This is a genomic window from Endozoicomonas sp. ALD068, assembly GCF_049310145.1.
Classification (GTDB): Bacteria; Pseudomonadota; Gammaproteobacteria; order Pseudomonadales; family Endozoicomonadaceae; genus Endozoicomonas_A.
Map to the genome: position 1 here is coordinate 3,122,534 of NZ_JBLYNU010000004.1, position 22,177 is coordinate 3,144,710.

The 22,177-nt window shown below is 47.2% G+C and carries 32 protein-coding genes, 1 tRNA gene and 3 pseudogenes; 27 read left to right on the forward strand and 9 right to left on the reverse strand.

The features are described from left to right. Window positions 1–37 precede the first annotated feature (37 nt). Together ACO6V5_RS10450 and ACO6V5_RS10455 are read right to left on the reverse strand one after the other, a co-directional pair. The gene (locus tag ACO6V5_RS10450) at window positions 38–3,016 is read right to left on the reverse strand and encodes an RING finger domain-containing protein (RefSeq protein ID WP_422411827.1); all 2,979 of its coding nucleotides are present in this window, start codon (window positions 3,014–3,016) and stop codon (window positions 38–40) included. Window positions 3,017–3,079: 63 nt separating this feature from the next. Then, on the reverse strand, window positions 3,080–3,259 hold the full coding sequence (locus ACO6V5_RS10455; RefSeq protein ID WP_422133113.1) for a hypothetical protein: 180 nt from the start codon (window positions 3,257–3,259) through the stop codon (window positions 3,080–3,082). 155 nt (window positions 3,260–3,414) lie between these two features. On the opposite strand from ACO6V5_RS10455, the gene ACO6V5_RS10460 reads away from it, so the two are divergent. The 11 genes and pseudogenes from ACO6V5_RS10460 to traN (ACO6V5_RS10510) all read left to right on the forward strand — a co-directional run bounded on the left by ACO6V5_RS10460 (window position 3,415) and on the right by traN (ACO6V5_RS10510) (window position 8,011). Beyond that, window positions 3,415–3,702, forward strand: a complete 288-nt coding sequence (locus tag ACO6V5_RS10460) for a hypothetical protein (protein WP_422133112.1) — start codon at window positions 3,415–3,417, stop codon at window positions 3,700–3,702. A gap of 103 nt (window positions 3,703–3,805) precedes the next feature. After that, window positions 3,806–3,865, forward strand: coding sequence for a hypothetical protein (locus ACO6V5_RS10465; RefSeq protein ID WP_422137085.1), 60 nt, complete (start codon window positions 3,806–3,808; stop codon window positions 3,863–3,865). 9 nt (window positions 3,866–3,874) lie between these two features. Beyond that, complete coding sequence (locus ACO6V5_RS10470; protein WP_422133111.1) at window positions 3,875–3,973, forward strand: DUF4277 domain-containing protein; 99 nt, start codon at window positions 3,875–3,877, stop codon at window positions 3,971–3,973. A 99-nt stretch (window positions 3,974–4,072) separates the two neighbouring features. Further along, a pseudogene (locus ACO6V5_RS10475) lies at window positions 4,073–4,509 on the forward strand (IS1634 family transposase); the annotation flags it as partial. Next, entirely contained in the window at window positions 4,458–4,847 is a 390-nt protein-coding gene (gene traN, locus ACO6V5_RS10480; RefSeq protein ID WP_422411824.1) for a conjugal transfer protein TraN, read from the forward strand. The pseudogene ACO6V5_RS10475 and the gene traN (ACO6V5_RS10480), both read left to right, overlap by 52 nt. 87 nt (window positions 4,848–4,934) lie before the next feature. Further along, a complete protein-coding gene (locus ACO6V5_RS10485; protein ID WP_422133109.1) occupies window positions 4,935–5,192 on the forward strand; it encodes a hypothetical protein in 258 nt (85 codons plus the stop codon). Between the two features lie 126 nt (window positions 5,193–5,318). Further along, window positions 5,319–5,618 carry a winged helix-turn-helix domain-containing protein gene (locus tag ACO6V5_RS10490; protein WP_422133108.1) on the forward strand — a complete coding sequence of 100 codons (300 nt, stop codon included), beginning with the start codon at window positions 5,319–5,321 and terminating at the stop codon, window positions 5,616–5,618. 15 nt (window positions 5,619–5,633) lie between these two features. Continuing rightward, on the forward strand, window positions 5,634–6,239 hold the full coding sequence (locus ACO6V5_RS10495) for a hypothetical protein (RefSeq protein WP_422133107.1): 606 nt from the start codon (window positions 5,634–5,636) through the stop codon (window positions 6,237–6,239). Between the two features lie 36 nt (window positions 6,240–6,275). Next, entirely contained in the window at window positions 6,276–6,677 is a 402-nt protein-coding gene (locus ACO6V5_RS10500) for a type IV conjugative transfer system protein TraL (RefSeq protein ID WP_422137540.1), read from the forward strand. Continuing rightward, window positions 6,674–6,886 carry a TraU family protein gene (locus ACO6V5_RS10505; protein ID WP_422411821.1) on the forward strand — a complete coding sequence of 71 codons (213 nt, stop codon included), beginning with the start codon at window positions 6,674–6,676 and terminating at the stop codon, window positions 6,884–6,886. The genes ACO6V5_RS10500 and ACO6V5_RS10505 overlap by 4 nt, the downstream gene beginning before the upstream one ends. A 426-nt stretch (window positions 6,887–7,312) precedes the next feature. Then, window positions 7,313–8,011, forward strand: coding sequence for a conjugal transfer protein TraN (traN, locus tag ACO6V5_RS10510; RefSeq protein WP_422133104.1), 699 nt, complete (start codon window positions 7,313–7,315; stop codon window positions 8,009–8,011). A gap of 17 nt (window positions 8,012–8,028) precedes the next feature. On the opposite strand, the gene ACO6V5_RS10515 is transcribed toward traN (ACO6V5_RS10510), so the two are convergent. Both ACO6V5_RS10515 and ACO6V5_RS10520 read right to left on the reverse strand, forming a co-directional pair. Next, a complete protein-coding gene (locus tag ACO6V5_RS10515; protein ID WP_422137538.1) occupies window positions 8,029–8,331 on the reverse strand; it encodes a type II toxin-antitoxin system RelE/ParE family toxin in 303 nt (100 codons plus the stop codon). A gap of 5 nt (window positions 8,332–8,336) precedes the next feature. Continuing rightward, a complete protein-coding gene (locus tag ACO6V5_RS10520; RefSeq protein WP_422133102.1) occupies window positions 8,337–8,579 on the reverse strand; it encodes a type II toxin-antitoxin system ParD family antitoxin in 243 nt (80 codons plus the stop codon). Window positions 8,580–8,640: 61 nt separating this feature from the next. On the opposite strand from ACO6V5_RS10520, the gene traL (ACO6V5_RS10525) reads away from it, so the two are divergent. Genes traL (ACO6V5_RS10525) through ACO6V5_RS10535 form a run of 3 tightly spaced genes read left to right on the forward strand, consistent with a single transcriptional unit; the run spans window position 8,641 to window position 9,596 of the window. Continuing rightward, window positions 8,641–8,922, forward strand: a complete 282-nt coding sequence (gene traL, locus ACO6V5_RS10525) for a type IV conjugative transfer system protein TraL (protein ID WP_252180164.1) — start codon at window positions 8,641–8,643, stop codon at window positions 8,920–8,922. After that, on the forward strand, window positions 8,919–9,095 hold the full coding sequence (locus tag ACO6V5_RS10530; protein ID WP_422133100.1) for a hypothetical protein: 177 nt from the start codon (window positions 8,919–8,921) through the stop codon (window positions 9,093–9,095). Before traL (ACO6V5_RS10525) ends, ACO6V5_RS10530 begins: the two co-directional genes overlap by 4 nt. A gap of 54 nt (window positions 9,096–9,149) precedes the next feature. Next, on the forward strand, window positions 9,150–9,596 hold the full coding sequence (locus ACO6V5_RS10535) for a hypothetical protein (protein ID WP_422411818.1): 447 nt from the start codon (window positions 9,150–9,152) through the stop codon (window positions 9,594–9,596). A gap of 134 nt (window positions 9,597–9,730) precedes the next feature. Here the strand turns inward: ACO6V5_RS10535 and ACO6V5_RS10540 are convergent, their stop codons facing one another. Beyond that, complete coding sequence (locus ACO6V5_RS10540) at window positions 9,731–10,303, reverse strand: PIN domain-containing protein (RefSeq protein ID WP_422137535.1); 573 nt, start codon at window positions 10,301–10,303, stop codon at window positions 9,731–9,733. Next, window positions 10,303–10,761: a helix-turn-helix domain-containing protein gene (locus tag ACO6V5_RS10545; RefSeq protein WP_257279627.1), complete on the reverse strand. Its 459-nt coding sequence runs from the start codon at window positions 10,759–10,761 to the stop codon at window positions 10,303–10,305. Before ACO6V5_RS10545 ends, ACO6V5_RS10540 begins: the two co-directional genes overlap by 1 nt. A 116-nt stretch (window positions 10,762–10,877) precedes the next feature. On the opposite strand from ACO6V5_RS10545, the gene traL (ACO6V5_RS10550) reads away from it, so the two are divergent. The 10 genes and pseudogenes from traL (ACO6V5_RS10550) (at window position 10,878) to traF (ending at window position 17,336) form a co-directional block, all read left to right on the forward strand. Further along, entirely contained in the window at window positions 10,878–11,159 is a 282-nt protein-coding gene (gene traL / locus ACO6V5_RS10550) for a type IV conjugative transfer system protein TraL (RefSeq protein WP_422411815.1), read from the forward strand. Further along, window positions 11,156–11,710 carry a TraE/TraK family type IV conjugative transfer system protein gene (locus ACO6V5_RS10555; RefSeq protein ID WP_422411813.1) on the forward strand — a complete coding sequence of 185 codons (555 nt, stop codon included), beginning with the start codon at window positions 11,156–11,158 and terminating at the stop codon, window positions 11,708–11,710. Before traL (ACO6V5_RS10550) ends, ACO6V5_RS10555 begins: the two co-directional genes overlap by 4 nt. Window positions 11,711–11,736: 26 nt before the next feature. Next, complete coding sequence (locus ACO6V5_RS10560; protein WP_422411811.1) at window positions 11,737–12,231, forward strand: hypothetical protein; 495 nt, start codon at window positions 11,737–11,739, stop codon at window positions 12,229–12,231. A gap of 106 nt (window positions 12,232–12,337) precedes the next feature. Beyond that, a pseudogene (locus ACO6V5_RS10565) lies at window positions 12,338–12,979 on the forward strand (TraB/VirB10 family protein); the annotation flags it as partial. A gap of 18 nt (window positions 12,980–12,997) precedes the next feature. Beyond that, window positions 12,998–13,393: a TraV family lipoprotein gene (locus ACO6V5_RS10570; protein WP_422442274.1), complete on the forward strand. Its 396-nt coding sequence runs from the start codon at window positions 12,998–13,000 to the stop codon at window positions 13,391–13,393. Window positions 13,394–13,407: 14 nt separating this feature from the next. Beyond that, entirely contained in the window at window positions 13,408–13,746 is a 339-nt protein-coding gene (traA, locus tag ACO6V5_RS10575) for a TraA family conjugative transfer protein (protein ID WP_422137529.1), read from the forward strand. Window positions 13,747–13,886: 140 nt separating this feature from the next. Then, window positions 13,887–14,945, forward strand: coding sequence for a TraI domain-containing protein (locus ACO6V5_RS10580; protein ID WP_422442273.1), 1,059 nt, complete (start codon window positions 13,887–13,889; stop codon window positions 14,943–14,945). Window positions 14,946–15,399: 454 nt separating this feature from the next. Further along, window positions 15,400–15,579 (forward strand): annotated as a pseudogene (locus ACO6V5_RS10585) (helicase HerA domain-containing protein); the annotation flags it as partial. A gap of 387 nt (window positions 15,580–15,966) precedes the next feature. Next, window positions 15,967–16,494, forward strand: a complete 528-nt coding sequence (locus tag ACO6V5_RS10590; protein ID WP_422409447.1) for a DUF4400 domain-containing protein — start codon at window positions 15,967–15,969, stop codon at window positions 16,492–16,494. Between the two features lie 35 nt (window positions 16,495–16,529). After that, a complete protein-coding gene (gene traF / locus ACO6V5_RS10595; protein ID WP_422492109.1) occupies window positions 16,530–17,336 on the forward strand; it encodes a conjugal transfer protein TraF in 807 nt (268 codons plus the stop codon). Between the two features lie 317 nt (window positions 17,337–17,653). Here traF and ACO6V5_RS10600 read toward each other — a convergent pair. The 3 genes from ACO6V5_RS10600 to ACO6V5_RS10610 all read right to left on the reverse strand — a co-directional run bounded on the left by ACO6V5_RS10600 (window position 17,654) and on the right by ACO6V5_RS10610 (window position 19,090). After that, window positions 17,654–17,730: transfer RNA gene (locus tag ACO6V5_RS10600), tRNA-Arg, on the reverse strand. 127 nt (window positions 17,731–17,857) lie between these two features. Then, window positions 17,858–18,067 carry a hypothetical protein gene (locus ACO6V5_RS10605; RefSeq protein ID WP_422133087.1) on the reverse strand — a complete coding sequence of 70 codons (210 nt, stop codon included), beginning with the start codon at window positions 18,065–18,067 and terminating at the stop codon, window positions 17,858–17,860. A gap of 117 nt (window positions 18,068–18,184) precedes the next feature. Continuing rightward, the gene (locus ACO6V5_RS10610) at window positions 18,185–19,090 is read right to left on the reverse strand and encodes a multidrug DMT transporter permease (RefSeq protein WP_422409443.1); all 906 of its coding nucleotides are present in this window, start codon (window positions 19,088–19,090) and stop codon (window positions 18,185–18,187) included. A 249-nt stretch (window positions 19,091–19,339) separates the two neighbouring features. Here ACO6V5_RS10610 and ACO6V5_RS10615 point away from each other — a divergent pair, with 249 nt between their 5' ends. The 3 genes from ACO6V5_RS10615 to ACO6V5_RS10625 all read left to right on the forward strand — a co-directional run bounded on the left by ACO6V5_RS10615 (window position 19,340) and on the right by ACO6V5_RS10625 (window position 22,124). Beyond that, entirely contained in the window at window positions 19,340–20,062 is a 723-nt protein-coding gene (locus ACO6V5_RS10615; protein WP_422133085.1) for an MlaA family lipoprotein, read from the forward strand. A gap of 295 nt (window positions 20,063–20,357) precedes the next feature. After that, the gene (locus tag ACO6V5_RS10620) at window positions 20,358–21,530 is read left to right on the forward strand and encodes a response regulator (protein ID WP_422133084.1); all 1,173 of its coding nucleotides are present in this window, start codon (window positions 20,358–20,360) and stop codon (window positions 21,528–21,530) included. After that, complete coding sequence (locus ACO6V5_RS10625; protein WP_422133083.1) at window positions 21,531–22,124, forward strand: STAS domain-containing protein; 594 nt, start codon at window positions 21,531–21,533, stop codon at window positions 22,122–22,124. It abuts the gene before it with no gap. Window positions 22,125–22,177: the final 53 nt, after the last annotated feature.

Genomic DNA, 22,177 nt, shown 5'->3' on the forward strand with positions numbered 1-22,177 from the left:
CAGAGAATAGCCCAGAATTTCCAGAACGCTGGTGGGGTTACTCTTCCTTCCATAGTTCAATGATTTTCGCAATGTTTTCGGTACCTCTATCAAGTGACACTAAACCGGTGGTCACCACAAAGCGGCTATTGGCGCTGAAGGTGGCTGAGGATATCGGACCAGAGTTGTGGATAAGGAGTTCTTTTTTCCGTGAATTGCCCAGGATATTGATTTTCGCCGTAGGATCTTCACCAAAGGTCATCAAAAGGCAGTTATCGGCACTGAAGGTGGCCGAAGTGAAACCACCATGATGAAGGATAGTGAATCCTTCTTCCCCATTCTTACGGCTACGGGTTTTTGCCGTTCCATCCAGACTGGTGCTTACTGCTCTTAGGCTATTGGGACTGAAGGTAGCTGAGGAGACCCTATGATTGTGGTGGTTAGTGATTTCTTCTTCCCATAATACATCGGTCTTTTTGCTGTAGATTTTTGCCTGTTTGTCGAAACTGGCGGTTATCACATGGTGGCTATTGGGACTGAAAGTGGCTGAGTTGATATGATCACTATGGGAAATGATGGCTTTTTCCAGCCATGATCCATCGGCCTGTTTGCCAATGATTTTAACCAGATTATCCTTGCCAACAGTCAGCACATGTCGGCTATTGGGGCTGAAGGCGGCTGATAGGATCGAACCATTGGTACCAATGTGGCTAATGGTGAATTCTTCTTCCCAAGACTGATCGCCTTTCTGGCCAATGATTTTTGCCGTGCCATCGTTACTGGCGGTCACCACATAGCGGTTATTGGGGCTAAAGATGGCTGAGTTGACATGGTCCCTATGGAGAAAGATAAATTTTACTTGCCATGATCCATTAGCTGATTTGCCTGTGATTTTTACCAGGTTATCTTTGCCGACAGTTAACACATGGCTACCATCAGGACTGAAGCTGGCTAAATGGATCGAACCATCATGGTGGGTGGTTCCTTCTTCTTCCCATGATCCACTCTCCTTCAGAACATAAATTTTTGCTGCCCCATCGTCACTGGCGGTCAACACACGGCTACCATCGGCGCTGCAGCTGGCTGAATTAATGGGCCCAGGGTGTTGGATAGTGAGTTCTTCTTGCCATGATCCACCCTCCTTCAGAACATGGATTTTTGCTGTCCCGTCTTCACTGGCGGTCAACACACGGTTACTATCGGCGCTGAAGCTGGCCAATTTGACCAGACCATCGTGACGAATAGTGAATTCTTCCTTCCAGGATCCATCGGACTGAAAGACATAGATTTTCGCAGTGCCATCGTCACTGGCGGTCACCACACGGTGGTTATTGGCGCTGAAGGTGGCTGAGTTGACTTTACCGTCATGGTGGATCTCGGCTTTTATCACGGGACGAATGAAGCTTCGCAAGATATTTTTAAACTTTGAATCATCAGATGTCTGGCTGCTATGTCGGCAATATTGGAGAAAATGATAAAAGGTTGCAAAACTTGTTTCTGCTATATTCAATTCCTTAAATGCTCTTTTTGCAGTAGCTAAAGAATGACAACCGTCGTATTTTCTCAATAGTTTGTTAAAGTCGTTAAGTTTTTTTCTTAAGCCATATAATTGTGTACGACATGTAGGGCAATCTTGAATTGCACGATCCTGCTTCCTTTTTTTGAGCCACTGATTTAAACAATCGACGTGATAAAGGTGATTACAGGGCGTTTTCACTATATTTGATGAGCGTTCAAACTGCTCCTTACATATCGCGCACTCTGCACCAATAATTTGTCTGGATTCATGTTTATCTACACGCAGTCCATTATTGACCGAAGTAGTGATCGCTATGTAATCATTTTGCATACGCAGTTCATTTGACAAGCGCATTAATTCATGGAACGATGAGTGCTGGTTAAATTGTTTCAAGGTATCCAGAAAAGAGGTGGGGAGTGTTAATGATTGTGCATTATTTATAATCTCATTCCTTATGGCTAAATCTGATATTTCTTCTAATAGATTGCGAATACGCTCAACCGGGTTTGAATGAAGCAGGAACAATTGAATAAAGTACTCAGTAAAGCAACCTTTTTCAAAATCCCCTATCTGTGGTTGTTGGTGAGATTGATTGACCTTGTGGATTATGTCCAAAACAATATCAGACAAAATCATCTGGCGTTTGTTGCCAGCGGCTTCTATCAGCTGCCCGATAAATCGGTTGCGAGTTGAGTGTTCATGGGAAGAACGCGGCAGTGCCAATATCGCCTCTAGAGGAGTAACGGTATTGCCGCTGATGTTTGTGCCTTTTGTTTCCAGAACCTTCAAACGCTGAGGCATGTCCAGCTTCTCTAACATTTCCCTGAATTTAAAAGCGGCGTTGGGTTCGTCGCTTTCAATGATGGCTAAAAGCTGGTTGGCAAGTAGCTCAAGGTCCTGAGTCGAAGCATTATTTTTACCCTCCTCTCCATTGTCGTCTTTTCTGTTATTGCCATCGCCGCTGCTACCATTACCTTCTCCCGGTGATTTGTTCTCCCGATTTTCAGGTGCTTCTCTTTTTTCCTGTTGATGGTGTTGGTTAGTTGCGTCATTTGATCCCGCGTTAAGTTTGTTGCCAGAGGGTTGACCATCCTCCGGGCAAGTCGTGGCGGCACCAGAATCCTTACCTATGGACATCAGCCAGTTGATGACGGGTTGCAGAATAGTTAGGTCAATTTCGAATAATCCCGATGGCCTGCCGCCTCCACCTCCCCAGGGAGGAGGAGGCGAATAAAAAAAAACTCCGCTGGCGACACCGGGAAAATCGGCATTGCCAGCACGCTGGCCTCCTGTCACTGTCAGTGTGCTATTGCGTGTTTTCCCATCGTTGATTTCAATCCGAAACTTGCGCCCATCGGGATGATGACGATCAATAAGGGTTGAGGAATAACATAACGGCACAACTAGCATAGCCAGCAGGGAAAGAACCAAAATACCCATCACGCCCTTCTTGTTTGCCAGAAAATAACAAGACAATCCGTGTTGAATGTCTGTTCTGGAAAAATAAAGGAACGACATAGGTGAATCTCATTATTGGTGGTGCATCAGAGAATAGCCCAGAATTTCCTGAACCTGGTGGGGTTACTCTTCCTTCCATAGCTCAATGATTTTTGCAATGTTTTCGGTACCTCTATCAAGTGACACTAAACCGGTGGTCACCACATAGCGGCTATTCAAAGCGGCCTTAAAACATGACAAATGATTTTTGATAATTTCCTGAAAACAGGTTTTGTCGTTTACATTACCACTGGCAGGAGCCATAAACACAGGGACACCATAGGCTCAAAAGAGCTGGTTTGCTGGTTATGGGGGAGTATGGGTTTAACGAGCTTGATTCAGAGGTATTGCAGGCTCTGTTAAGGCGGAATCATCCATCGGAGCGGATTTTCTTTGTTCGCAACCAGTTTGGCGAACCATTGAAAAAAAGACTTCAACGAGAAGCGCCAATTGAGGTGGGCACCCCTGAAGCGCTAGACTGTGAAAAGAAACTAAAAGATGAGCTTCAGCAAAGCCATAAAAAAATCCTGAAAATCTATAAAATTCCTGAAGCCTACCAACACCCACTTTTATTCACTACAGCGAAAGATATCCGCAACCTGCAAGGTCACCCAGAGCTGTTTTTAGAAATCCACTTACTCTGGTGGTCTTGGTGGTATAGAAAGCCGACCGAGAGTAGCGCAACCAGCCCCCCAGAAACTTTCTAAAATCTCAAGATGAGTAACCGCCTTCCACCACCCCGGTTGATATTTACCTAAAATCTGTTGTCAAAGAAATGGTGACTTGGGCTTTAAGGGACAGACACTGTACATGTACCCTGAGTTTTTTGATGGTAAGCCGACTGACCGCCTTATCAGGAAAGTTATATAAGCCGACCACTTGAACGACAAGGTACTTGGTCGGACTCTCGATAGTCTGCACGACGCTGGTTTTAATGACTTGTATCGCAATCTGGCCGTCAAGGTCGTCATTATCTGAAACTTCCTTGCAAGGCATTAAATCTGGATGGCACAAGCTTTCATGTGGATGGAGTCTATGAAAGTCATGACAATCCAGACGACTTGAACTGTATTCATATTGGGTTGTTTTATCCTTAGCACCAATGAACTGGATCAAGATAGTTTGAATGCCACTGGGCTGCTGTCTACCTATAAGTCACAACAACAGGTTGGAGGTAGCTTTCGGTTCCTGAAGAGCCCGGACTTTCTGGTCACTTCACTCTATCTGAAGAAAGCGGAACTTGAATCCCCGTTAATGGTGATGACTCTGTGCCTGATGGTCTACACTGCTATCCAGCACAGAGTAAGGCAGGAACTGAAAAAGCAGAGTCGTGTATTACCAGAGCAGAAAAAAAGCCCTGCCAGAATCCAACAGCGAGACAGGTATTCTTCTGTTTCCAGGGGATTAGTGTATTAACGGTCAATAATCAGGAGAAACATGTGGTTAGCTTGAAGGAAAGGCAGTGGACGATCATTCAAATTTTGGGCATTTTTTACGAGTTTATGTATTCCTGACGGTGGTGAAAGGCGCCACCAATCTACTGTTCAGAACAGTTGGTGACAACCTGGCTTCTCAGGGCGGTCAGCTGAGCCAACAAACCCTGATTATGAACCTGGCCATCACCTCAGCGATCAGCGTCGTCACCACGATCTATACGGCATACACCATGACCAAACTAATTATCCAGATCACCAACAAATGTGAAGCCGAAGAATTTGAATTGGCCGCCAAACGGGAGATGAAAACCTGCCATCAAGTCGGCGGTTACAGGAAAAGCAAGTTTTTGGGATTGAGCAGCATGGAGTACAACAGCTATTGCTGTTTCAGTTTACCCCTCTCCCGCATCTTGTAAGTACAGATCAGGAAGCTGCCGAACACTGGATGTGGCTCTGCCGAACACCCCGATTGCCAGGGTATAACGCCTGAAACTCTGCAAGCTGTGAACTGGAACCAGATTGACCTTAGCGAGTGGCTGGCATTGTTAAAATTGCAAAACAAACTGCCAGAGTTGAATGCTGATACATTGAAACAGTTGAATCTGGAAACTCTGACGGGCAAAGGGTCAAGGCTGGATTTCGACCAGCAGCGGGAGGACAGTCGAAAACGATTGGAAACCCGATTTCATGGGTTTCGACCTGAACAACTCAACTTGTATCAAGAACAAAAAACCAGCTCTAACCGCCACTCAAAACCATAGATTGATTTATAAATATCATGAAATGGTATATATTTACCACATATTGGTAACATAATATATTACATCATGTTCATTTTGAAAGGCATTCTACGAGCGGAAAGTCAGGAAAAAATCCTGATATATCTAATGCTTCGCAGCTCCGGTTATGGCAAGGCCATTGCCGAATTTTACGGAATTTCCTCAAACTCCGTGCAAAAGCAGCTTGCCCGGCTCGAAGAAGATGGTGTTTTGGTGAGCTACCTGATTGGCAAGCTCAGAGAATATCAGTTTAACCCCCGATATCCTTTCCTGTCGCCATTGAAAGAACTGCTTAAGTCGGCCCTGTCGGCCTATCCGGACTCCATGATCCAGAACCTCACCATGACCAGAACCCGTCCCAGAGCAGCAGGCAAACCGACTATTGCTATCCGACCAAGGGATCATTAATTTCAGAATTAAATCATGACAGATTTTAGTAGCACGCCCATTGTTGAACTGGCAGCCATTGTCGCCAATCATCTTAAGCAGCATGGCATTCGGGTGGTTTTGGTGGGTGGTTTAGCCGTTGAAATTTACAGTGAAAACCTATACCTGACCAAAGATATTGATATGGTTAACACCAGCTACGACGCCTCAGAATCGCTGAAAACCGCAATGGCTGAATTAGGATTTTTTAAACAAGGCCGCGTGTTTGTCAATGAGTCAACGCAGATTTGTGTTGAGTTTCCTTCTGCACCTCTCGCTATTGGAAACCAGATTATTGAAGAAACCACTGTCGCTCATTCAAAACAAGGCGACATACCCATTTTGCATGCCTCCGATGTAATTAAAGATCGACTTCTGGCTTATTTTCACTGGCAAGACCGCCCCTCTCTGGTACAGGCACTGGCCATTATGATTAACTATGAAATTATTCCGGATGAACTCAAAGTTTTCTGTGACGCAGAAGGTGAGCCGGATCAATATGAAGTTATTGTCCAGCTTCATGAAACTGCCAAAAAGCAACAATTAAGCTCCATGCTGGAACTGGAATCTCTGGTGCAAGAGGAATTCCTGAAGCACCTGTAGCACAAGACCTTTCCCAATCCTGACAGGAAGAACCAGATGGAAATCCCCTGCACCATCAACGACCCCATCCAGTTCCTGTTCTGGTCTCTGGATGAAATCTACCCCGTAGCCATGGGCCTGATTTGGGGTATCTGGTTTGACCAGCTGCTTCTGGGCTGGATGGCGATTCGTGTTTATCGACGGTTTCGGGATCGTCACCCTGACGGTCACCTGAGCCATCGACTTTACTGGCTGGGCTTTTATTTTGTAGAAGCCAGAACCTTGCCCAACCCTTATGTTCGGGTCTTTACCCTTCCCGAAAATGACCATTCAAGACTCTCTGCGTCGTTTGAAGCAATAGCGTCAGCAGCTCTGTGTGGACAGGCTGATGCTGCTGGTACTGGTGCTGACGAATGCACTGCTGCTGATCGACTGCCTGAGTCGCAAACCGGCTGTTGAAGAATGGTCTTGGCAGAAAAACCATAGGAGAAGAGGTCCAGTGCCACAGCCTTATCATTCCCTGGTTCCTCAAAAGCGAGTATAAAATGAGCATGTTCTGGCCTGAGCCGGAAAAGCAGAAAGCACACTGGATCGGAGCTTCAGCCGCAGCATGGGGAATGCATCGTCACCCATTGGCTAAAGACGACGCTATGTATCTGCTTTGGTAGTATCGGGATTGTTGCCAGACCGTCAGCCAATGACAATACGTGCCTGCTACAAGCTGCTGGGTCGATTGTTAGCTTTCTGCTTTCACACTGCAATGGCAGAAACCAACTCAGGAAGCCATTCGCATATTTGAGCAACATACCCGCTCAACCTGGCTCCATCAGATCGACCAGCAATATGATGCTATAACACGAAACCCTCAATCTGTTACCAACCAGCTACCAAATCTGATGATGGAAAAACCTTCAGATGCTCCGATTTAGGCAAAAGCTGGGACAAGCTCACAGAAAAGCTATGGTCGACACCGGCTGAAGTTCACACTCAGACTGCCACTACCAGACCCATCACCGGTGAGCTGTCACAGGAAGCGCGCTCTTTATCTCAGGACACGATGCTCGGAAATATGCAGCAACAACTGATGCAAAAAAATGACGGAAGTCGTCTATAAAATTCTGGGCGAGGATGCCATCAATCTACTGTTCCGAACGGTTGGTGACAACCCGGCTTCTCAGGACGGTCAGCTGAGCCAACAAACCCTGATTATGAACCCGGCCATCACCTCAGCGATCAGCGTCGTCACCATAATCTACACAGCTTACACCATGACCAAACTGATTATTCAGATCACCAATAAATGTGAAACCGAAGAATTTGAATTGGCCATTAAAAGTGAGATGAAAACCTGCCATAAAGTCGGCATTTACAGGGAAAGCAAGTTCCTGGGATTGAGCAGCATGGAGTACAACAGCTATTGCTGTTTCAGTTCACCCCTTTCCCGCATCATGCAAGTACAGATCAGAAAGCAGCTGAACACTGGATGGGGCTCTGCCAAACATCCCGATTGCTCGGGTATAACGCCTGAAACTCTGCATTCAGTGGACTGGAACCAGATTGATCTTAGCGAGTGGCTGGCATTGTTAAAATTGCAAAACAAACTGCCAGAGTTGAATGCTGATACATTGAAACAGTTGAATCTGGAAACTCTGACGGGCAAAGGGTCAAGGCTGGATTTCGACCAGCACCAGGAGGACAGTCGAAAACGATTGGAAGCCCGATACGACAGTATTACCCCATCAGAACTCAACCACTATCAAAACACCAAAACTATAAATCTTCGACAACAGTGAGCATTTCCCAGGATCGATCAGTACTTTTGTGATTGAAAATCCATCGATTGGTGAAGCACTCTGATAATTAATACGCCATTCACCGTTTCTCTGAAGAAAACGATATGAGCCTTCACAGGGTATGATTTGAGCCCTTTTCTGAGGTCATCCCGGCATCGAGCAAAGCCCGGTGTTTCAGCCAGTCGTTGAAAGGTATCAAAAAGATTTCGGATATACAGATCAGCCTGCTCTTCTCCAAACTCACTCACGGTATAGTCATATATGCCCTCCAAATCCTGTCGTGCACGGGGCTTGAACAAGTACTGCTTGGATGGGGGCATAAGGGTTACCGTTTTTTCATTTGGGAAAGGAACTTTTCAACTTCAAGATCAACCGGTTCACCACTGTTGTCACCTTCGTCAATCATTGCCCTCAATTGCTCCAGGCTTGAGGAAGCTTTCTGTTCTCTCAGGTTTCTTAACGCCTCACGCACCACTTCACTGACGGATGAGTACGCACCGGAATCGACCAGCTGTTGAGCATAGCCCTGAAGTTCATCTCCAAGGCTGATGGTTAATGTTCGAGCCATATTGCACCTCCTGTAAGAATATGTCTTACAGAGTATAGACGGTAAATGAGTCGAAAGCATCATGGAAATCCCCCGCACCATCAACGACCCCATCCAGTTCCTGTTCTGGTCTCTGGATGAAATCTACCCCGTAGCCGTGGGCCTGATCTGGGGTATCTGGTTTGACCAGCTGCTACTGGGCATGTTTCTGGGCTGGATGGCGATCCGTGTCTATCGACGGTTCCGGGACCGTCACCCTGACGGCCACCTGAGCCACCGGCTTTACTGGCTGGGCTTTTATTTTGTGAAAGCCAGAACCTTGCCCAACCCTTATGTTCGGGTCTTTTACCCTTCCCGAAAATGACCATTCAAGACTATCTGGGTCGTTTGAAGCAATGCCGTCAGCAGCTCTGTGTGGACAGGCTGATGTTGCTGGTACTGGTGCTGACGAATGCACTGCTGCTGATCCACTGCCTGAGTCGCAAACCGGCTGTTGAGTTGAGCTTGCCGTTTATGGATGGACAGGTTGGAATTTAGTCCAGAGCAGCTTCTCGGGTTTATTACGAGTGGTGGGGGCTGTCTCTGGCTGAATTGCTGGGCGCTCAAAAAGGACAACCGGGTAATGCATTTACCCAGTTCATCCTGAATCACATGGTCGCAGGAATAGTTGAAATTGATTCACCCTCAATGCCACATAGCCAGACTGTCATTACTCCGCTCAGAGCCCTGCAAAAAGAGTTGCGCAAAAAATATCTGTTGAATATTGCCAGCTATCTTATTCTGCTTGTCCCAAAGGGAACAGCAAAGCTAAAGGCTCAGGTTATCCACTGCGGTGACTGTCGTCTGGGTACCCGGCATGATGATGGAAACATTATCTGGCAAACCAGTGTGCATACTGATGCCAACTCTGAAGGTCTCTGGTTTTCAGAAAGTAGCTGTTCAAAACCTGAACGACATATCCTGACTCGTAGTCTGAATGCACGACACTTTCACACGCCTGAGATGATGCAAGCTGTCTTGAAATTTCAAAGCAGATAAACTTTTCTACGCAGAACAGTGATTGTCAAAACCTTTGGGTTATGTGAAAGCTATAAACCCATCTGGCTCCAATGTACTGATCACTCCCACAGTGCTGGCTCCATCAGTAATCTTGTGAGTTTACTGTTTTCCTCTTACAGAACGAGCTTCATTGACTCTAGCCAGGTGACCGTTTCCGGCAACCTTTGCTTTCTTAGCCTGCTCAGATATTCATCAACCGTCAATGATGGTTTTTTTAAAGCACCTCTCGCCGAGCGGATCACGCCAATGACTTCTGCCGGATGCAGATCAATCAGATCATGAATAAAGCTGTCAGGATGAATAGCCTGAAGTTCATATGGGGTAAGGGCTTCATCAGGAAAGTCTTTCAGGTTATAAGTCACTATGACATCGGCATTAGCGACAATTGCCGCTGCAACAACATGCCGGTCATCCTGATCTGGTAGTTGAACTGAATCAATCAAGTGCTCAAAACCTTCAACCACTGCATCCCGGACATGAGCGTTCATCAGCTGTCGGGTTTTATTGAGGTAATTCTCATCAATGTCTGGACGATTGGCTTTCAGATTGCGAGTCCACTCATCATGAATTTTGTCTGTCCACTTGGCGCGAAAAGTGTCTGTTATCGCCAACCTTAACAACACGTCTCTTAACACCGAAGGATAAAGAACACAGGCATCAAAAACAGCAGTAAATTGAGAAGCCATTAATACTCCGGATCGTTCATCTGGGAGAGGGATGACAACTCATCCAAAGCTGAGAGTCGTTTAGCATCTATAGCTGCTTTGTAATCCATTAAATCCTGATACCGGACTCTGCGATGCCGACCAACCTTGTGGTGAGGGATTTCCCCCTCATCCAGCATTCTGACCAGATAAGGCCGGGAAACATTGAGAATATCAGCGGCTTCCTGAGTGGTCAGTTCCGCATGGATCGGGATGATTTTTACCGCATTGCCCTGTCCAAGTTGCGCCAGAATATCAACCAGCAGGCTCAACGCTCTGGTTGGAATCGACAACGCATGCTTTTCCCCATCCTTAGAGCTGATATCAATTTGCTGAGATTTAGCACCCGTCTCAAGAAAGGCTGAAATTTCCCGGCTGCACTCTTGTGCAATCGCAATCTCTTCAGCAGTAGGCAGAGTCAGTTTGTCTTTTGTAGTCATAGGTATTCCCTGATCGAATATTTACTAAGTTTTTTCCTTAACTGCAGTTTAATCGAAATAAACGAAATAGCAATAAACGAAATATTCGAACAAACCCGAACATTCTCAGAGACATCATGGAAATCCCCCGCACCATAAACGACCCCATCCAGTTCCTGTTCTGGTCTCTGGATGAAATCTACCCCATAGCCGTGGGTCTGATCTGGGGTATCTGGTTTGAACAGCTGCTACTGGGCATGTTTCTGGGCTGGATGGCGATTCGTGTTTATCGCCGGTTTCGGGACCGTCACCCTGACGGCCACCTGAGCCACCGGCTTTACTGGCTGGGCTTTTATTTTGTAAAAGCCAGAACCTTGCCCAACCCTTATGTTCGGGTCTTTTACCCTTCCCGAAAATGACCATTCAAAACTATCTGCGTCGTCTGAAGCAATGGCGTCAGCAGCTCTGTATGGACAGGCTGATGTTGCTGGTACTGGTGCTGACGAATGCACTACTGCTTTTCCACTGCCTGAGTCGCAAACCGGCTGTTGAGTTGAGCTTGCCGTTTATGGATGGACAGGTTGGAGTTCAGTCTGGTGGAGCATCACGGGTCTATTACGAATGGTGGGGGCTGTCTCTGGCTGAATTGTTGGGCAATCTCAATCCGCAGAATCTGTCGTTTGTTGAGTCCAGGCTGCAAAGTCTGCTTTCACCCAATCTGCACCGGCAAGTCCATGAAATATTGAATCGGCAGTTCCACCAGTTACGGGAAGACAATGTTTCCCTGAGCTTTGAGCCATTGCAGCTTGACTTTGATGAAAACACTCATGAGGTCAGAGTGACGGGGAACAGTGCTCTCTCATCGGGCCATCAACGCCTGTCTGGGCAGAAAACCTTTACCTTTCAGTTCAGTCTGACCCGTTATCGCCCTGTGCTTGCTGTTATTCAGATTGAATCTGATCTCAAGTAACCCTTCCTTTATTCAGAGATTCCTCGATGAACAAAACGCTTTTTGTTGCTGTCTGTTTTTACTGTTCATTGACTCTGGCAGCTGCACCAGTCAAGTTGCAGGTATCACCGGGTCAACAGCAACCCGTAACCCTGAGTCGTCTACACCTGAATCGAATTGTCACGCCTTTTGCGGCTCCCCAGATTCGAACCATTGATCAGGCTGATATTCGGATTGAAGGTTCAGTGATCTATCTCTCTTCGCAACAAGAAGAACCTTTTGTCGTGTACATCACCCCTCATGACAATGAGACTCATGCCCTTTCTTTGCTGGTAACGCCACTGGATGTGCCTCCTAAAGAAATTCAGCTGTCACTATCAAAACCATGGCAGCAAAAAATCAACCATAACAAGGCATTAGCAAAACGATTCGAAGAAGCCTCGGACTATCAGCAGGCTATCACGGAAGTGCTTGCTGCGCTGGTGAATATTGCAGTGGAATCAGTACAGTCAATCACCAACAACCCAATACAACGAAACTGATTACTATGACACATCTCCTCAACCACCCAGACCTATCCGGGTATTAGGAACTACCAACCCTCAGGCAGTCACCCTAAATTCAAAACCAGAGGATAAACCAAAGCTTTTGCGCTTACCGGCCGGAAGTCTGCTATCCGGCCAGTTAATCACCGGGCTGGATGTTCCGACAAGGCAAGGGGCAAGACGTGAACCTTATCCTGTCCTAATCCGCATCAAAGCTTCTGCCATTTTGCCCAATCGCTATCGCACTAACGTCAGGGAATGCTTTGTTCTGGCATCGGGCTACGGCGACCTGAGTTCCGAGCGGGCTTATCTTCGCAGTGAAACCCTGTCGTGCATCCTCAAATACAACGATAAGGAAGAAGTGATTGAACGACCTCTAGAAGGTTATATCGCCGGAGAAGATGGCAAAGCCGGATTACGTGGCAGGCTGGTCAGTAAAAAGGGGCAGGTTATGGCCAAGGCGGCTATGGCAGGCTTTCTCAGCGGTATCAGTGAGGCCTTTGATACCAAACCCGTCCCAGTCTTGTCTGTAATCCCCAACCAGAACGGCCAGATTCAGTCTCCTTTTCAGTCTGGCTTAAAGGGCAGCCAAGCTCTGCAAAGCTCTTTGATTAAGGGCAGTAACAAAGCATTGGAAAAGCTGGCAGATTTTTACCTGCAGCTGGCTGACCAGATGGTGCCCGTCATTGAAATTAGCGCCGAACGTAAGGTGGACCTGATTCTCACCCGTGGTCTGAAAAACTAATCTTTCGAGAATTTACCCATGTGTAAAAACGATACCAGAGCCTTGCTTCTGATGGTTTCGCTGGTACCTGTTATTCAGGGCTGCTCACTGCTTGGTGTTGGTGAAGCTGAGTATGCCTGCCCGGAACCCGGCAAAGGCGTATGTAAATCGGCAAGACAGGTCTATCAGGATACCGGTTCAACGTCTGCTGAAAACCTGTTTCCTTCAGCTCCCAAAAACTATTCAGAACCCGATCTTCGTTTTGTAACGCCCGAAGCGATACCCAACCGCACACCCGCTCAAATCCTGAAAATCTGGATTGCACCCTGGGTTGACAAGCAGGGCAACTGGCACAGCGGCGGAGTTGTGATGACCGATATCGCACCAAGAGACTGGCAGTCTGCCATTCCCGTCTATTTACCGTCTAATGATTAATGGAGTCACTGAATATGTATGTACTGCTTGCTGATAGACCACAACTTGTTATGAAGCTGCAGAAACTGATGGTGTCGCTGGCACCTCTGATCATTCTCTCTCTACTGCCACAGGAGCTGCAGGCAGCCAATCCTGTCAATGTGACAGGTTCCACTGACTTTGCGGAAATTTATGGTCGTTTGGTGGGTTGGATCAAGGGAGACCTGGGGCGAACACTGTCTATCTCTTTTGTCCTGATCGGACTGGCCTACGGCATGGCTCGAAACTCATTAATCGGCTTTGCTACCGGAGTGGGTGCTGCTGTCGGATTGCAGGTCACTCCCACCATTATTAATTCCATTTTCGGGCTTTAACCATGTCCACCTCAAAGGCTTTAGCCATTATCAATCAATGGTTACACCCGCATCACGCTGATGGAAAAATCCTATTACCAATCAATCTTCCAGAAGCTGATCAGCCTATACAACCAGGTTCAGGTTGCGCTGGATATCAGGTGAGCACAGGAACAATCCTGCATCAGCAACAAAAGCTTTTGGAACAGTTAAACGAGCAGCTGAATTTGCCAGCAGACCTGCAGCGCATGTTTGACCAAACACTGGATAATCTCACCAACTGGCTCCATCTCTTACCTGCTCATCCTCAGCACCACTGTGAACCAGCAGGCGCGATCCGCCATGCTCTGGAAACGGCCTTCTGGTCCGTCACAGCCATGCAGCAGATTCACAGAGACCACGACTTGTATCCAGATCAACGCAGAGCGAGGGAACCGCTATGGCGGTTAATGGCAGGGATCGCCGGACTTTTATATGACAGTGGGAGAATGACCTCTTGTCTTGTTGTTCAAACATCATCCGCAGAGCAATCAGCAGAGCAATGGCCAGCGTTCCAGCAACCTCTTGGAAGCTGGTTGCAACAACACCGCATTAGCCATTACTCACCCCATTGGAAACAGTGTGATACCGATCCCAGGAAACCATTAGGACCAGAATATACGGCCATCAATCTGTTACTTTTGCCGCTGCTGACTCCTCAGGCATTCCGCAATGCCCTGCAACCCGACAACAGTAATGATGCTCTCTGGCAGACTTTTATCGGTGCGCTTACCGGACAAAAAAGCGGCCATGGCGTATCGCAAATCATCGATGCCGTTGAGCAGGCACGTTTGAAAAGCATCAAATTGCATTTCGAAAATGGGAAGGCGCTTAACCAGATCACAAAACCGTCCAAAACTGAGGATCAGCCAACAGAGGAAAAGGATAATGAACTCGGTTGGCTTGAGCTGGTTATAGGTAACCTCCACGCAGAGGATATCAAATGGGCGAAAGACAGCCTTCTGCTGCCTTGGCCTGATGCGGTCAAATCCAGGGAAACTCCAGAACCAGATATCCTGCTCAAACAATGGAACCAGAGAGGTTGGATCAGACCCGTTGGGAACCAGATTATTTTTCGACGTAATGGCCGACTGGTCATTGCTCTGCAACCTGTCATTTCCGAACAGTGCAAACAATGGTTGCCAACAAAAAACATCACGGGGACACAGCATGATCAGTGATCGCCCATATCTGCAAAACTGGCGACCCATTTATGAGTTGAGTTCTTCTGCCGTATGGTTTTCCGCCATGATTACAGCCTATACATTGTCGTTTTACAGTTCACTGCCACAGATTGGTTTTGTTCTGACCTCTTCTTTCTGTGGCGGCATGATAGTGATCCGGCTGGTACAAGCTCTGCCAAGATGGCAGCAACACCAACGACTGAAAGGGAAGAAGCTGGCTCTGTTAAAACTGACCTCGAAACAATGCCAGTTACTGCAAACAAAGAGTCAGGAACAGAGTGTCTGGTTAGGCTGGGGCTTTGAATGGCAACGACACCACGGGCAACGAGCCTGGGACTTATTACGAAGTGATAACCTGCCAACCAAATCAGAAAAAAACATGGGTGCGGGCTGGATTCACGGTATGGAAGAACATGAGGAGCCGTTATATCAGCCTCTTGAGCAGACTCAGATGCATACCATGGTGATCGGTGTCCCGGGCAGTGGTAAAACCCGACTCTTTGATTTGTTGGTGACACAGGCCGTATTGCGCAATGAACCCGTTATTATCGTCGACCCCAAAGGCGACCATGATCTTGCCAGCCATACCCTCAGAAGTTGCGAGCTTGCAGGCAATCAATACCGGTTTATAAAGTTCCATCCGGGCTTTCCTGCAAATTCCATTCGTATCAACCTGCTACAGAACTTCAACCGTTCCAGCGAGCTGGCCAGCCGGATTTCTGGATTGATGCCTTCCGGTGGTGATAATGCACCCTTTCAGGCTTTTGCCCAATTAGAAGAAACCGGAGACTTGTTTCCGCTGCAACTGCTTGGTGAGCTGCCCAATCTGGAATACGTTGCACGATTGGGCGGCGGACGTTTATTGAAAGGCAGAATCCCGATTCTTTGCTCGCCAAAATCCTGAACATCCGATTCCATCTTTCTTATGACAACATCTCAAAAACAAGCCAGTCCATTCGCAATCTGGTGTTTCGGGCTTGGCCTGATATTGCTCTGGCTTGCTTTTTCTGGCCAAAAGATGAACCAGTATCTGTACAAAGAGCAGCAACAATATGCCCAGAGGCTGGGGCGAGAGAATGCTCTATGGATTATGCGAACAGGCGACCAATTATATGCGACAACCATTGTAAAATCCGGCATTCAGCACTTTCTTATGGAACACACGACTACAGATCGAAGCTCGGGTGAAGGGTTGGCAAAGGCCATGGAGCTCTTTCAGGGTGTGGTTAAGAACTTCCTTAGTCTGATACGACAGCTGTTTTATCGGATCTCCGTATTGCTGGCCTGTCTGCCATTCTGGGGCGTGATGTTTATTGCAGTCATTATCGACGGCCTTTTGATCCGAAAAATCCGTTATCACGATTTTCACTATACCAGTCCATTGCAAAACCTCTGGAGCCGACGGGCATCAAAATGGATTCCAGGTTTATTTCTTTATCTAATCATCATCCCTTTGCCGGTTCCAGTATTGCTGATTCCTGCCGCCGCCTGGCTGGCTGCACTATGTCTAGGATGGTGGACAGCCAACTGGCAGAAGAAAGCCTGATGCCCTTCGTTCTGCTATTAGTCGGAATATGTTCAGTGACTGTTTCAGCCGAACAACAATGGTTTAGCCGCCACTCTGAAGGCTGGTTCTGGTATGAGCAGATTGCCGAGCCAGAAACCGACGAGAATGAAGCCAACGATCCAAACGAAAGACACCAGCCACTCACAACCGCATGGATCAGAAATAACATCGGTCTATACCTGGACAAAGCTATCGACCTTCCCAGTAGAGAAAACGTCAGTAACTACCTCTATCTCGACAGGTTGATAAAAGAAAAAGCAGAACGCTTTGCCTATGTTGGTAAACAAATTATCGAAAGCGACCCAATGCTGGATGAAAATGTCCGTCGACCAATCTCTCCGGCAGCGGCAAAAATCAAAGATGATATGGCTAATAAGGCCAGAGAAATTATTTTGAGAAAAGTTGCCCGGATAGCCGGCCTTGTTTTTTACTACAAGGGAAGCTGCAGGCTTTGCCATATTGAGGCCAGAACAGTGAAGCTCCTGAGCATGGAATACGACTTTGAATTGATCCCCATCTCTACCGATGGACAGTTAATACCAGCATTCCCAAACAGTCGAACAGAAAGATCCCCACCTGCATCTCTGAATATTGCCACATACCCTGCCCTGTTTCTTATGCAGCCTCCCGACAACATCGTTCTTATACGACAAGGCTCCACATCTTTGACTGCCCTGACGGAACGTATTGTTGATGTTGCCTATCAACAAGGCTGGATCAATGAAAGCGAGTACCAGAAAACCAGAATCACCAATGAAGTCTGGAGTGGCAGTTTGCTACCTGAAAATATAAACCTGTTCAATAAAGGTAAAACTCAATGAACCACCATACCGTTAAAGAACTCTCACCTGCCGTCTTGAATACAGCACAAGCAGCAAAATACATCGGCCTGTCAAAATCTGAATTGGATAGAGCAAGGATTTCAGGAGAACTTTGCGGGGAACCTCCCCCAAAATTTTTCAGGGTGGGCAAAAAATAAGTCAGGTATCGGGTAGAGGATCTGGATAGCTGGCTAAACAATCAAAAAAGCTATGAAAGTCTGGCTCAGCAATATTCTGACAATGTGTAATGCATCCGACCTATTGACGACCCATCGCAAGGATAAAAAAGGCTCAAAATCTGGAGCCTTTACTCTATCTGGCGCTCCCTGGAGGATTCGAACCTCCGACCTGCCCCTTAGGAGGGGGCCGCGCTATCCAGCTGTGCCAAGGGAGCATAGAAAAGCCAGCGGGCAGATCGTTCCGGCTGGCTGACTTTCATTTTAACGAATCGATGAAATTTTTCCAAGAATTAAAGTCGTTCTGAGCACTGTCTTAAGATAAATCCCTGTCGGCGAAATCAGTCAGTTGCTTTTGTCGTTCAGATGACTCTGGTCACTCAGTGCTGATTCAAGTTTACTCTCGAAAGCGAGCAGTTTATCTGCCACTCTGGCACTGTCCACCCTTAGCTCACCCGCAAGGTAAGCTTTTCTCAGAGCCAGTAACCGTGCCTCATTACGACAATTGGGTAAACTGCTGCGAGTCTCGGTTTCGTTCTTTCGGCTATCGTCCATGATTCCTCCTGATTGCTAAGCACCTGATAGTCTCACAAGATATTTTCAGCTTCCAGTGCCAAAACATGGCTTTTTTACCATTCAGGTTTCATGCCAGATTCATTTACTTATGCATCGTCAGATACTTACCAGAATCAAGCCGAAAACGATGAATCCGGTGCCCCACCATTTTTGTGTCGACCCCCTCTCTCCTAGCAGAAAAACACCCATCAAAACACCTACAGGAATGCTGGTTTGTCGCAAAGCCACAATCAGACTGACATTGTCAGCAAATGCCATGGCGGCCAGTACAATGCTGTAAGTAGAGAACATCGCCACTCCTGTAAAAAACAGAGTGCCCCGATGAGATGCAAACAACTGTGCGATTTCCCTTCGCTGCTTCTGAAAAGGAAATGTGAAAAGCACCAGCCAGAGGCAGGTTGTGATGGCCTGAAGAATCAAATAGAGCAGAGCACTTTTGAAGGCCACCCCTTCGACGGGCCACAGTACTCTCATCAACATAAGAGCCTGACTGTCGACCACAGAATATCCCGTAATACCTACAGCAGCCATTACTGCAAAGGCCGTTGCAGAATTGAGGTAATGAGACCAGCTTATATCACTCCAGTGCCACAATGGCAGGATGATACAGCCTGAAACAATCAGGCTGAATGCCAGCCATTTATCCGATGAGAACTCCGCTCCCCAACCTAATAAACCGATAACCGGTGGAACCAGAAGAACAGGCAGGGCTCGGGAGACCGGATACATCAACGACATATTACCAAAACGGTATGATTGGCCCAAACCCAGGTAGTAGATGGCCTGAAACAGACCACTCAGAATCAACAAATGCCAAATTTCCCGGGAAATTTCTCCCAACCAGTCGATATAGAAAAGCAACAGAGGCACAAAAGCCAGCATCCCCATTATTACGGACAGGGTAAAGCTGGCTCCTGAAGGCCTGACTTTTTTGCCAAGACAATTCCAGCCGGCGTGCATGAAAGATGAAACGAGTACGAGAATAATTGCCAGGTTGTCCAAACGTATACTCCTTAGCTGGCATGGTCAGAAAATATCCTTAACGGACACCGTAAAATAGGTGCAGGCTCGCGGTTTTGGCAGATTCACAGGAAGATTGAAAGATTTTTATACATTTTTCAGATTTTTGAATCCTTAAAAGATCAATATCCGTATGAATTATTTCACTCATCTGTGAAATGATTCAAACTATAACTCTACACACAATGATTTGGGCTAGTTTCTAACAACAAGGAAAGCGAGGACAGGAACGTGAGACGCGCACTGGCTGCAAACCTGAAAAATACTCTAAAAAATATGGTTAAATTAATACCCACTCTGCTACTGGCAGGGTATATCTCGACTGCCGGTGCTGCTGTTGTCTCCTACGACGACCCTTGGGAGCGAGCGAATCGTGCAATCTTTTCATTCAATCATACGCTGGACGACTATACCCTGAGGCCAGTGGCCAGAGGGTATGATGCAGTGACTCCCAAACCTATTCAGCAGCTGGTCACTAACTTCTTCTCAAACCTCGGCGAGATCCGTAATGCTGCCAATGCTTTGTTACAGTTTAAAGGCGGTGAGGCATTGGCTTCAGTTGGTCGCTTCGGCATTAACTCTACGATAGGTATGCTGGGACTGGTTGATGTCGCCACCCCACTGGGGATTGAACAGCAATATGAAGACTTTGGCCTGACGCTTGCTCACTGGGGCAGTCCGTCGGGCCCTTATATTGTACTGCCGTTTCTCGGGCCCAGAACACTCAGATCCGGTATCGGCTTATTGCCAGACTCCATGTTGAACCTTCAGGGACAATTTGAGCCAGAACGGAATCAATGGGTTGTAAGAGGAGTGGACATTGTCAGCACCCGTTCCTCCCTGCTCAGCGCTGAAGATTTGATTGTGGGTGATAGCTATACCTTTGTTCGGGATGCCTATCTGCAACGCCGTGAATACCTGATTACAGGTCAGCTGCCAGAAGACGACTTCTGACAGGTAGTACCTCTTCAAATGCCTTGAATCAGGCTCCTAACCCACTGATTCGAGGCATAATTGGCCAATTCTGCCTCGATATAATCCGACGATCAGACCAGAAAAAACGGAACCTCAGCTCCGGATAGATTTCCTTGCTTTACCTTCCCTCAGCTTGCAGCAAGGCCGGGTTGAGAGTATGTTTCATCACAGACAAATCAATAATGGTTTAAGGTCAGATGCACTCTGTTTTCCTTGACGTAGATTTTCCTGACAAAGGTTTGGACAGATCTCTCCAGCAGGCAGGATTATAAATATGACCAGCAGGACCATCCTGGTCATTGATGATGACACAATTGTCAGAGAAAGCATCGTAGCCTATCTCGAAGACAGCGGATTCAATATTCTTCAGGCAGAAAATGGTGAGCAGGGGCTGGCTGTATTCAAAGAGACCTCCCCGGATCTGATTCTCTGTGACCTTCGGATGCCGAAGATGGATGGACTGGCAGTGCTTCGAAACGTCCGGGAGATGTCTCCGGATACACCCTTTATTGTGGTTTCCGGTGCCGGTGTCATGACCGATGTCGTTCAGGCATTACGCCTGGGTGCCAGTGATTACATCATCAAGCCTATCGTCGATCTGGAAGTTCTTGAGTACGCCATTAACCGTGCTCTTGAAAATGCTCAGCTGATACTTGAAAACCGCCGCTACCGTGAAAGCCTTGAAGAGGCCATTCACTCACTGGAAAACAACCTGCACCTGCTGCAGGAGGACCAGAAGGCCGGTCGCCAGGTTCAGATGAAGATGCTGCCTCAGGAACCCCTGATTTTTGAAAATTTCAAGGTCGACCACCGGATCATCCCGTCTCTCTACCTCAGTGGCGACTTTGTTGACTACTTCGTCCTGAACGAGCACAGTTTTGCCTTCTACCTGGCTGATGTCTCCGGCCATGGTGCTTCTTCGGCCTTTATCACGGTATTACTGAAACACATGTCCATGAACCTGCTCAAGGAATATCAGTCTCATGGTGGACGGGTCAGGGTCAAACCTTCCCATGTGCTCAACTTCCTCAACCGTAGCCTTCTCGAAACCGGCCTGGGTAAACATGTTGCGGTCTTTGGCGGTGTTGTCGACACCCGTGATAAAAAGCTGACTTATGCCTTTGGCGGTCACTACCCTCTGCCCATTCTTTCCACGCCGGAAGAGACCCGCTGTATTGAAGGCCGGGGGTTGCCCGTAGGGCTATTTGAAGACGCTACTTTTGAAGATGTCACCATTGACTTGCCCGAGCAATTTACCTTGACTATCCTGTCCGACGGTATTCTGGAGGTACTGCCACAGCAGACACTTCAGGAGAAGGAAGACTACTTGTTGTCTGTTATTAAAGAGGGAGCCGTCACCGTATCGGCGCTGACAGAAAAGCTGGGGCTAGAAACCATGAAAGCCATTCCAGATGACGTTGCCCTGCTGATCCTGGCTCGAGACTGAATGACTACTGGAAAGATACTGTTCGCAAAAAGCGATGGCACTTATATTCTGAAACTGGTGGGAGAAGTACGGCTAACCCTCTGTGCTTCTCTTGAAAAGATGCTTAGCAAGCCTGATTTCACCTCTGTCATTATTGACCTGACCGACACTGACACCATCGACAGCACCTCTCTGGGCCTCCTGGCCAAATTGTCGATTCAAACCAAAAAAAATCTGGGGCTGGTGCCAGTTATTATTTCTACTAAAGATGACATCACCCGAATTCTCCTGAGTATGGGGTTTGACAGAGTGTTTGTGATAGTCAGGGAGCTGGAAGGCTATGAAAAACTGAACCTGAATCTGAACATGCATGACATTGCCTGCGATGGAAATCTGGAGCAGTCCAGTCAGGCCAGGAAAGTTCTGGACGCCCATAAGGTATTAATGAGTCTGAGCGAAGAAAACCGGGAAACCTTCAGTGGACTGGTGAAGCAGCTTGAGCAGATTCAAACCAATGGCCCTGATGAAGACAAAAATCAAGACGAAAATAAACATCGAGATAAAAACAAAAATCAAGATGATGAAGATGAACAGGAAGACAAAAACAGGAGCTGAAGATCAATTCCAAAGAGAAGGTTTCAGCTCAACGTCGCTTACCACTGGGACTT